Here is a 10,114-nt window from a genome sequence, read left to right on the forward strand (position 1 = left end):
TCAAAGACACGCTCCACTACGCCTTTCCCCTCACCAAGTCCAAGCAGTTCAACTCGCATCCTGGCCTAGTGGCAACCGATCCCACGGCCCTGAAAGATCGCCCTGATATCGTTCGGTTTAGCGCCAAACTCCCCGCCGCGCCCGTCCGCCTCTTCGCAATGTCCGATGCCGTCGCCGCGTGGTTTTTGTTAGAGTTCGAGCGCAAGCGCAAGCCCTGGAACACACTCCCCAGCGACACCATCTTTGCTCCTTGGCTCAAAGGCACCAGAGATAGCGGAGCCCTCAAAAACGATGACGTGACGATCATTGAGCTAGAGGTCTAGCGTATGGGACGACGACCGGGGACGGCAACTTTAGGCGAGCAAGAGACGGAGCTGTTGCGCTTTGTGGCGGAGCAGGAGGCTGCGCTGACGGTGCGTGAGGCCGTGGCATCTTGGGGCGAGCCGCGTGGCCTTGCCCGTACGACGGTGCTGACGATGCTGGAGCGCCTGCGGGGAAAAGGGCACCTGAGCCGCGAAAAGACCCGCGACGGAAACTGGGCCTATCTTCCCGTGCTCCCCAAGGCCGAGCTGCTGAGCGGGCTGGTACAGAACTTTGTCGAGCGCACGCTGGGCGGCTCGGTCTCACCGTTTGTGTCGTATCTCACTGAGGGCGGCGCGAGCCTCACCGCCGACGAGCGAGCGAAGCTGAGGGCGCTGCTGGAGACGCTGGAGTAAGCAATGGAGTGGGAGCGGCTTGTAAGCGCGTCACTCTGGGGAACCGGGCTCGCGCTCGCCGTCGCGCTGCTTTGCCGCTACGCACCCAAGATACCCGCCTCGGTGCGTTTCTGGCTCTGGTGGGCCGTTCCCGCCAAGCTACTTTTAGGGCTGATTCCAGCTCTTACACTAGCCCTGCTGCCTGCGCCAAAGCAAAATGCCCTAGCTTCCACAGAAACTGCCCCCAAAATATCGCCCCAGACTATCGCATCAAAACAAAAGCCCTCTTTCCCAGCGCTCAAGAACCTCGAAAAATCGCCGAGGGATACTGGAATAACACTTTTGACGCATGAGATAGAAAAAAAGCCCACTGGTATGAGGCTTTTACTCTCGTCTTTTCAGCTTTTCTGGCTCGTCGGGGCGATTTTTACTTTTGTCCGGGCCGTGAACGGCCCGACTCGGGTTTGCGCGGTTCTGCGAACCTATCGTCGGGAACGGGCAGACTCAGGGGTGTGGGAAGTTCCGGGCATGGGGCCGCTGGTGTTTGGGCTGTTTCGTCCCGTGATCGTGATTCCCACGGGCCTCAGCGACTCCGAGAAACGGCTGGCACTGGCCCATGAGCGGGCACATCTGACACGCCGCGATCCGTGGCTGGCGCTGGTGCCGCTGGCGGCGCGGGTGGTGTTCTGGTTTCTGCCGACCGTTTATTTGGCCGAGCGTATGCTGGCGACGGCGCGGGAAGAGGCATGCGATGCGCTGGCACGGCAGACCACGGGGGCGACGGCGCGGGAGTACGGCGCGCTCTTGCTGAAGCTCACTCAACCGATGTCAGGGACACTAGCAATGGCCTCGCCGGTGTACTCGCAGCTCCAGAGCCGCCTGAAGACGCTGGCAGTGCCGCAAAAGCGCGTGGCGGTCTGGCCGCTACTCTTGCCGGGAGCGCTGCTCTTGCCTGGCTGGCGGCTGGCCGAGCGAGCGCCTGTGCTTAAGAAAGTTTCTCCTAGGCCCCTTTCCTACGAGCGCTTTGATCTGCCGACACTGGGCGGGCTCTACAGCGATGCCTTCGCGATCACAGACTCGGGGCAGGTTGTGGGTGCGGCGAACGGACGCGATGGCTTGGGCCGGGCGACGCTCTGGGAGAACGGTGCGCCGCAGGTGCTCTCGGAGGGGCGTAGCATTGCCTTTGCTGCGAGTGAGACGGGTGGGGTGCTACTCTCCCGGCTGAAGCCCGGCAGGCAGCAGGCACAGTGGCTTCGGGGCACGGCGCGGCAGAGCTTGCCGGGGCTTCCGGGCTTTCCGGAGACCGTCGCGGTGGGCATGACGGATGCGGGAATGCTGGTAGGAAGCGCTCGCACGCGCAACGGCGCGGCGACGCGTGCCATGGTCTGGGAAAGAGGCCAAGCACGTGCGCTGGGAACGCTGGGGGGGCCGTCTAGCCAAGCCGCCGCCGTGAACGGGCTGGGGTGGATTGTCGGCAAGGCAGATCTAAGCCCCACCGAGACCCACGCATTTCTCTACGACGGCACACAGCTCCGCGATCTGGGCACGCTGGGGGGGCGGCACAGTAAGGCGACCGCGATCAACCGCACCGGGCAGATCGTGGGGATGAGCGAGACAGCAACTGGCGAGCGTGTCGCCTTTGTCTGGAGCGCAAAAACCGGGATGCGCCCTCTTCCCGGCACCGATGCCCTCGCCCTGTCCATTGCAGACGATGGCACGGTTGTGGGACAAGCGGAGGGCCACGCCGCGCTCTGGAACCCGGAGGGTCAGCGCATCCCGCTCGACCCGTCGCTGATTATTGCGCGGGACATCAACCCGCGCGGCGAGATCGTCGGGCAGGGGCAGGTCGGGGAAGACCTGCGCGGCTTCGTGCTCAAGCCCGTTGTTGCCGCCGCCACCAGCGCACCACGCCGCCTATAGCTCCAGCTATCGCGAGCCAGAAGATCCAGGTCAGTACCGTCGGCACCCAGGACAAAACTAAGTCGCGGCGCGGGTGGGTGAGGTTTGGTTTCGGTAGTGCGGGGGGCTCAAACAGAACGACCGTTACCTTGCTGAGCGCCGTGGCCCGCAGCAGCTTCTCGCGCTGGAGTCGTAGCATGTCCTCATCGTTCTCGGCACGCACCAGGCGCTCCTCGACATAGAGAACATCGCTCCCCCGCAGCTTCCGCCCGCTCCCCAGCAAGCCATTTAGGCGCACCTGGTGCCCTTTCGAGCGCTCCGCCCGCCGTGCCAGTTCCTCGGACTCCGCCCAGTGCTCCAGAGTGGTCGTGCGCTCCCCGGAGGGAATCCCCAGGCCACGGAGCTGGGTGAGCAGTGGCTCCAGCTTCTGGGCAGGGACACTGAGCTGCACCGTCCCATGCCGCCGCCCCTTCTCTGCAACATGGCTCTGCGCCTGCCGCACCTCGCCGCCGCTCCCCAGCGTCAACTCCGAGACTTTCTGGCGCGTTGTCTCGAACTTCTCGACTTTCAGCACCAGCGCCGCCCCGCGCGTCGCCACCGAGTCCGCCGCCTGCGCTCCCGCCGCTGTCGCCAGCGCCAGCGCCAACACCGTCACCACACCAATAAAACGTCGCATCATACACCTCGACTACAAGATTAGTCAAAGCGTATCATAGACTACATAAATAGTCAATGTGGTTTAAGAAGAATGTGAAACTCCGTATCGCCGTAGAGGAGCTGGAGCTGGTTGATCTGGCCTGCATGGTAGGTCATGTTGCGGTAGGGGAACTCAATCACCTGGTAGCCTGTCATGGACCAGCGGAGGCGATACTCTTTCTCTAGGTCTGCCTCGCTCAGCCCACGGATCACGGCGGCACACTCGGCAGCGCTGGCAATAAGATCCTGTTGCGCCTCTTCCGAGCTTGCGTACTCAGACTTGACATCAAACGGGCTGAAGGGAGTGGGCTTTTCGCCCTTGAGAAACTGGGCAAAGAAGCGGTTCGCCGCCGCGCACTCCGCCACTTGTTCACGGGCAGTGCGCAGACCCGCTGCGCCTACAACTTCGGGCACCCAGCTTTGCTTGTCCTCGGGCATCGCGCCCAGCCAGAAGGCGAGCAGCTTGGCTGCGCCCTCGATCTTCTCTGCTTGAAACTCTTGTACGGTCATCTTCTAAATTCCTTTTGCCAGCAAGGCTCCGATGGGCTTGCCGAGGCCGTCGCGCGTGACATAGAACGGGCGCTTCTCCACTTCGTAGGCATGCTTGGGGGAGATCCCCAGCGCATGGTAGATCGTCGCGTGCAGATCCTCGATTACCACCGGGTTCTCAATGGTCTTGCACGGGCGCTCGTCGGCGGTCTTGCCGTAGACGAAGCCTTTTTTCACGCCACCACCAAACATCAAGACACTCCCCGCGTCGGTAAAGTGACGGTGCATGCCGTAGAACTTGGGCTCGTTGACGATATCGGGAACCGTCACCTGGTCGCGGACACGGGCATCGGGCTTGCCTTCCATCATCATGTCGCGTGAGAACTCCGATGCCAGCACGATCAGGGTGCGATCCAGCAAGCCGCGCTCTTCGAGGTCTCTGACCAGCTGTGCAATGGGAGCATCTATCTGGCGCTTCATCTCGATCAGGCGCGTGTGGCCGTTGTCGTGCGTATCCCAGCCAAAGAACGGGACATACTCGGTGGTCACCTCAATGTAGCGCGCCCCTGCCTCGCGTAGGCGGCGTGCCAATAGACACCCCTGCCCAAAGCGCCCCGTGTTGTAGATGTCGTAGCTGGCCTTGGGCTCTTTGGTCAGATCAAAGGCGGCGGCGGCGGGCGACGAAAGCAATCTATGGGCGTTGTCCAGCGAGCGCAGCAGGCTCTCTTTCTGGTAGTCCGAGCCCAATTTCCCGACGACCGACTCTTGGGCGAGCTTTTTATAGAGTGCCTGGCGGTTGGCAAAGCGCCCCGGTGTCATCCCCGCAGGCGGGCGCACGGCCTCGACCGCTTGGTCGGGGTAGGGCAGGTTGAAGGGGCCGAACTCGCTCCCCAGAAAGCCCGCCGTGGTAAACGCCTTGAGCTCCTCACCCTCCCCTACATCGAAGCGCTGCCCGATATTGATAAACGCCGGGACGGCCTCGTTAAGCGGCCCGAGTGTTCGTGCGATCACGGAGCCAATGTGCGGCGCGGCGACCGTCTGCGGCGGCGCGTAGCCCGTGTGCCAGTGGTACTGGTGGCGCGAGTGCAGGATCGCCCCCAGATCACCTGCACGGTAGGTACGGATCAGCGTTGCTCTATCCATCACCTGCGCGAGCTTCTCCAGACCTTGCGAAATTTGAAGCCCATCCACCACGGTCGGGATCGCCGGAAATGTGGACAGAATCTTCTCCGAGGGCGTTCCCTTCTCGTAGGGCGTGTAGCGCTTGGGGTCGAAGGTCTCGGTGTGGGCCATTCCGCCGCCCATCCACAAGACAATCACTGCATCCGCCGTCGCCTTTGGGGCAGGCTGCGCGGCCCAGAGCGGGCGGGCATAGCCCGCCGCCAGCGCCGATAAAAGTAGCTCTCGTCGGTTCATATTCTTTTTCCTTAATCCTCGACGGAGATCGTCAGGCTATGGGGCATCGTTCCTCCGCCGCGCCTTCGGCGGATTTCTACCGACGAGGCACGAGGAGGCGGCCAAAGGCCCCATAGCCCGGACGATCTCCGTCCTGGGCAACGCAATTTAATACAGCTGAAACTCCGGGCTCATCAGGAGCGCCCAGAGAATGTCTTCGAGCGCCTCGGGGGTGAGCTTCGTGCCCACGGCTTGGCGGATCGTGGCTCGTTCTGCGGCGGTGGGCGGGCGGCTGAGGGCGGTCTGGTAGAGTCCGTTTAAGACATCCTCGCCGTTGCCTGCGTGGCGGAGCCAGGTGGTCGCGCCGGTTTTGAGGCGTGCGGAGAGTAGCGGGCCGTTGGTCAGCTCCAGCGCCTGAAGCGTCGTGGCGACACTCTGGCGCTGCGTGACGGTCTGCTCCCGGTTGGGGCGTCCGAGGGCGCGGGTGAAGGCATCGGCGGTCGTGAGGGCGGCACGGCTCTCCATCAGCGCCCGCGATGCTCCCACGACCACGAAGCGCACCGAGACCTCTTTGGGAGCCTCCTCAACCGCGCCCTGATCCGGCCCAGCCAGCGCCCGCAAGCGTGTCGCGCCTTTGGGAACCTCGTAGACAATCACCGAGTTGGCGTGCGTCCCGATGCCCTCGTCGTAGGTTTTTCCCTCCAGGCGCAGGGGCTTACCGACAATACTCTTGTCTTTCTGGATCGTCCCAAAGCCCGTGGTTGCCGAGATTAGTGGGCAGCTATCCACATCGCGCTCGGTGTTGTCGGGAAAGCCAAAGTGCGGCTCGACCCAGTCGGCCCAGTCGTGGTTGCCATTGCTGTTGCCGTCGGTGGCGATCAGTGCGATCACTTCCGCGCCGGTAATGTCAATATCAATCGCCTTCGCCCCGGAGCGCATGAGGCCACTGTCAAAGAGCACTTTTCCTGTGCGCTTGGGGACACTCACCGCGCCTTTGTTGATCCGCAGTGTCTCCACCGGCGTCGGCCAGCTCTCGGTCAGGGTCGAGATCGCATCGGTGAGCTGCTCGGCAGAGAGGCGCTTGACCGCAGGGCCAGTGAAGACATAGCCGTTCGGCTTCTCTTTCACCAGCCCCTGCGAGGGCAGCTGGTACGCACGGCTCGTGGCGATCTGGGCCAGCGTGTGCTTCAAGTTATAGCCGTTGTTTACAAAGTCGAGGGCGAGCCAGTCCAGCAGCGCCGGGTTCCAGGGCTTGTTGTCCAGCTCATCGTTGGGCTCGATCAGCCCGCGCCCCATGAGCTTGGTCCAGAGCCGATTGACAATCGTGCGAGCAAAGCGGCCATTGGCAGGCGAGGTCAGCGCCGCCGCCACTTGAGTGCGACGCGTTGCCAGCGGCGCGTTGCCATCTACCACGCCCAACTCGGGCCAGAGAAATTTGGCGCTTGCCATTGTCCCGGTCGGCTTGTCGCAGCGCACTAGCTCCAGTGGCGTGTCCGAGAATGCGACGGCCAGGCCGTAGGCATCGCGCAGCTTCCAGTTGCTGGTGAAGCTATCGTGGCATGAGGCGCACTTCAGGTTCACTCCCAGAAACACCTGCCCAATATTCTGCGCCGCCTGGAGCGGTGGCCGCTGACTCGCATTAACCACCCCGCGCCAGACAATCCCCTTGATAAACCCTTCGGATTCGGGGCTCGTCGGGGCGACCAGGTCGCGCACAAACTGGTCGTAGGGCTTGTTGGTCTCCAGGGCATTGTAGAGCCAACCCGTGATCTGGCTCCGGCCCCCGTCAATGTAGCCCGTCCCGACATAATCATTACGAAGCGCATCGTTCCAAAACGTCAGCCAGTGCTCGGTGTAGTTTTTCGTATCGGCCAACAAACTCGCCACCAGCCGCTCGCGCTTATCTTTCGTCGTATCCAGCACAAAAGCATTGGTCTGCTTCGGCGAGGGCAGCAGCCCGATCAAGTCCAAGTACGCCCGCCGCACAAAGACCCGGTCACTCACGACGGGCGTACGTATCGCAAGCAGCCGGTCAATCGGGTTGCCCTCGCCTGCGGGCACAGTGACTTCCCGCAATGCCATGGGGGGTGTCCACGCGGCGTTCTCGTTCTCTGCCGCGCCATCGAAAGGCAGCCCCGCATCGATCCAGCGCCGGAGCGTCTCCACCTCACTGGCCTTGAGATGTGCCCCTTGCGGTGGCATCGCGCCTTTAGTCACCAGCTCGATCAGATAGCTCTGCGAGCCCTTGCCGGGCCGCGCTACGGGATGGGTCTTGCCACCCGTCAGAATCGCCTCACGGCTATCGAGGGAGAAGTCCCCCTGCTTGGCTCCATTACTATGGCACGACGAGCAGTTCTTCTTCAGAATCGGCAGCACATCGCGCTGGTACGAGATTGCCTTCTGCGTCGTCTGCGTCTTTTGCGCCGCCAGTGCCATCACACTCAAGCCCCCCAGCGCTAGCACTCCCACAAGCCTACGAATCATACTTGCTATGATACCGGATTCCCTCTCGATGGATGCACATGGCGATTGGCATCATGGACGGTAAACGTCCTGCTGTGGGGCCTTCGGCCTCCTCCTCGTGCCTCGTCGGTACAAGGTTAATTTGAGCGAAGCGAACGGCCGCAGGCCCCAAAGCCGCACGATCTCCGTGCAGGCTAGCAGTCATCCCACGTTCACCGTGAGGGCATTTGGGTGATCATGGTATCCTAGCTCTCGGCTATGAGTGATTTAGAGACAGAGATTGCGCGGCGGCGCACGTTTGCGATTATCTCCCACCCGGACGCGGGAAAGACGACCTTAACCGAGAAGCTACTTCTCTACGGGGGCGCGATTCAGCTTGCGGGGTCGGTGACGGCTAAGAAGAACCGGCGGCAGGCGACCTCGGACTGGATGGAGCTGGAGAAGCAGCGCGGCATCTCGATTACGTCTACGGTGCTTCAGTTCGAGTACGGTGGCTGCGTGCTGAACTTGCTCGACACACCCGGCCACCAGGACTTCTCGGAAGACACGTACCGGACGCTCGTGGCCGCCGACAGCGCCGTGATGCTGATCGACAATGCTCGTGGTGTGGAGCCGCAGACCATCAAGCTCTTTGCCGTCTGCCGCCAGCGTGGGATTCCCATTTTCACGTTTATCAACAAGCTGGACCGCCCCGGCCTCGATCCGCTGGATCTCATGGCCAATCTTGAGGAAGTCCTCGGGATTCGCTCCGCGCCCGTCTTCTGGCCCATCGGGGATGGCGACCAGTTCCAGGGGGTGTATGACCGCCAGACAAGCCAGCTCCACTTGTATGACCGTGTGCAGCACGGCGCCAACAAGGCCCCCGTTCGTATTGTGGACTTAAGCGACCCGACTCTCGACGAGATTATCGGGCAAGGCCCGGCGCAGAAGCTCCGTGAGGATATTGAGCTACTAGATGTGGCGGGCGAGCCGCTCGACCCGGAGCGCATTGCTAAGGGTGAGATCACGCCGCTGTTCTTTGGGAGCGCGGTCACCAACTTTGGGGTCGAGCGTTTCCTGAAGCGCTTTATTGAGCTTGCCCCCGCCCCGACAGCGCGTTTTGCCCAAGATGGTGAGGTGGAGCCCAATGAGCCGGAGTTTCGTGGCTTTGTCTTTAAGATCCAGGCCAACATGGACCCGAACCACCGCGACCGTGTGGCGTTTCTGCGCGTGGTCTCGGGGCGCTTTGAGCGGGATATGGTCGCGATGAACCCGCGCTCGAAGAAATCCGTGCGCCTGACCCGGCCTCAAAAGCTCTTTGCCTCGGATCGCGAAACGGTAGAAGTAGCCTATCCCGGCGACATTATCGGCCTCACCAACCCGGGCGTCTTCCAGCTCGGCGACACGGTCTGCACGGGCACGCCGGTTCAGTTCCGTGGCTTTCCGCGCTTCGCCCCCGAGCACTTTGGAGTACTACGAAACCGAAAATCGGAGAAGTACAAGCAGTTCCAAAAAGGCATCGAGCAGCTGAGCGAAGAAGGCGTCGTGCAGCTCTTCCACGAGATCAACGCCGGGCGCACCGAGCCGATTCTGGGCGTCGTCGGGCAGCTCCAGTTTGAAGTAATTCAGTTCCGCCTGCTTTCCGAGTACGGGGTGGACACGGGCCTGGATCGCCTGCCCTACAACCACGCCCGCTGGATTCAGGGCCCGGAAGAGGCCATTAAAGAGGTCTACTGGGGCATGGGCACGCGCCGTGTGGAGGACAGCTTCGGCAACTTTGTCTGCCTGTTTGAGAGCCCATGGGGCATGAACCATATTATCGAGAACAACCCCAAACTCAGATTTCTCTCCACCGCACTCGATCTCTCCGAGTCGCAGGAAGCCGGATAACCTCTCTTCCCCAGCCCTCCTCTCCCGGACGCTCATTCTTCGCCGGGAAAGGAGGAGTTAGAGGGAGTGGGCTACTTTTGGGCTTCTGCCTCGGCTTCTTTGAGGAGCGTCTTGACGGCCTCCTCCATCTTTTCGTTGCGGAGGTCCTTGTAGCGGATCACGCCCTTGGCATCCAGGATATAGATTGTGGGCCAGCCTTTTACATTCCAGGATGTGGCAAGGGGGCCGCGGGTGTTTCCATCAATGGCTTGACGCCAGGTAATATTCTCACGCTTCAGAATTTCATTGACGACCGACCGGTCGCCATCGCTATTGATCCCGATGAGGGCAAAAGACTTGTCAGCGAGGCGCTTGACCATCTCTTTCTCATGCGGGAGCATCGCAACGCAGGGTCCTCACCAGAATCCCCAGAAATCTAAAACCACGACTTTGCCTTTGTAGTCGGCGAGCGTAAATGTCTTTCCGTTCCTCACTACCCGACACATTTTCGTCTCCGTTCCGAACGTGGAAAACGCGTCCTGAGGGGGAGCCCCTCGTTGAGGCAATGCTCTATCCAATTCAGACCCAGATGAAACAAACTCCAGTCGCAACGATCCGTGCGATGGATC

At 61.8% G+C, this 10,114-nt stretch carries 7 protein-coding genes and 2 pseudogenes; 4 read left to right on the plus strand and 5 right to left on the minus strand.

Annotated elements, in window-relative coordinates; genetic code table 11:
- From RMO15_RS22690 to RMO15_RS22700, 3 genes and pseudogenes are all read left to right on the plus strand, one after another.
- Positions 1-323, plus strand: a pseudogene (locus RMO15_RS22690) (hypothetical protein); the annotation flags it as partial.
- 3 nt (positions 324-326) lie between these two features.
- Positions 327-716: a BlaI/MecI/CopY family transcriptional regulator gene (locus RMO15_RS22695; RefSeq protein WP_309717650.1), complete on the plus strand. Its 390-nt coding sequence runs from the start codon at positions 327-329 to the stop codon at positions 714-716.
- A 3-nt stretch (positions 717-719) separates the two neighbouring features.
- Complete coding sequence (locus RMO15_RS22700) at positions 720-2,615, plus strand: M56 family metallopeptidase (protein ID WP_309717654.1); 1,896 nt, start codon at positions 720-722, stop codon at positions 2,613-2,615.
- Here RMO15_RS22700 and RMO15_RS22705 read toward each other — a convergent pair.
- The 4 genes from RMO15_RS22705 to RMO15_RS22720 form a co-directional block, all read right to left on the minus strand.
- Entirely contained in the window at positions 2,569-3,273 is a 705-nt protein-coding gene (locus RMO15_RS22705; protein ID WP_309717658.1) for a DUF4349 domain-containing protein, read from the minus strand. The two genes, RMO15_RS22700 and RMO15_RS22705, sit on opposite strands and share 47 nt — an antisense overlap.
- A gap of 50 nt (positions 3,274-3,323) precedes the next feature.
- On the minus strand, positions 3,324-3,800 hold the full coding sequence (locus tag RMO15_RS22710) for a DinB family protein (protein ID WP_309717661.1): 477 nt from the start codon (positions 3,798-3,800) through the stop codon (positions 3,324-3,326).
- A gap of 3 nt (positions 3,801-3,803) precedes the next feature.
- The gene (locus RMO15_RS22715) at positions 3,804-5,195 is read right to left on the minus strand and encodes a DUF1501 domain-containing protein (RefSeq protein WP_309717664.1); all 1,392 of its coding nucleotides are present in this window, start codon (positions 5,193-5,195) and stop codon (positions 3,804-3,806) included.
- Positions 5,196-5,342: 147 nt separating this feature from the next.
- Complete coding sequence (locus RMO15_RS22720) at positions 5,343-7,658, minus strand: DUF1549 domain-containing protein (protein ID WP_309717669.1); 2,316 nt, start codon at positions 7,656-7,658, stop codon at positions 5,343-5,345.
- 237 nt (positions 7,659-7,895) lie between these two features.
- Between RMO15_RS22720 and RMO15_RS22725 the strand changes: the two genes are divergently transcribed.
- Positions 7,896-9,506 carry a peptide chain release factor 3 gene (locus tag RMO15_RS22725; RefSeq protein ID WP_309717672.1) on the plus strand — a complete coding sequence of 537 codons (1,611 nt, stop codon included), beginning with the start codon at positions 7,896-7,898 and terminating at the stop codon, positions 9,504-9,506.
- 71 nt (positions 9,507-9,577) lie between these two features.
- Here RMO15_RS22725 and RMO15_RS22730 read toward each other — a convergent pair.
- Positions 9,578-9,889, minus strand: a pseudogene (locus RMO15_RS22730) (TlpA family protein disulfide reductase); the annotation flags it as partial.
- Positions 9,890-10,114 lie beyond the last annotated feature (225 nt).

This window comes from Armatimonas sp., assembly GCF_031410135.1.
In the GTDB taxonomy this organism is placed as follows: domain Bacteria; phylum Armatimonadota; class Armatimonadia; order Armatimonadales; family Armatimonadaceae; genus Armatimonas.

Coding starts and splice junctions, on each gene's coding strand:
- RMO15_RS22700 (WP_309717654.1), top strand. CDS start 720: ATGGAGTGGGAGCGGCTTGTAAGCGCGTCACTCTGGGGAACCGGGCTC.
- RMO15_RS22715 (WP_309717664.1), bottom strand. CDS start 5,195: ATGAACCGACGAGAGCTACTTTTATCGGCGCTGGCGGCGGGCTATGCC.
- RMO15_RS22705 (WP_309717658.1), bottom strand. CDS start 3,273: ATGATGCGACGTTTTATTGGTGTGGTGACGGTGTTGGCGCTGGCGCTG.
- RMO15_RS22725 (WP_309717672.1), top strand. CDS start 7,896: ATGAGTGATTTAGAGACAGAGATTGCGCGGCGGCGCACGTTTGCGATT.
- RMO15_RS22720 (WP_309717669.1), bottom strand. CDS start 7,658: ATGATTCGTAGGCTTGTGGGAGTGCTAGCGCTGGGGGGCTTGAGTGTG.
- RMO15_RS22710 (WP_309717661.1), bottom strand. CDS start 3,800: ATGACCGTACAAGAGTTTCAAGCAGAGAAGATCGAGGGCGCAGCCAAG.
- RMO15_RS22695 (WP_309717650.1), top strand. CDS start 327: ATGGGACGACGACCGGGGACGGCAACTTTAGGCGAGCAAGAGACGGAG.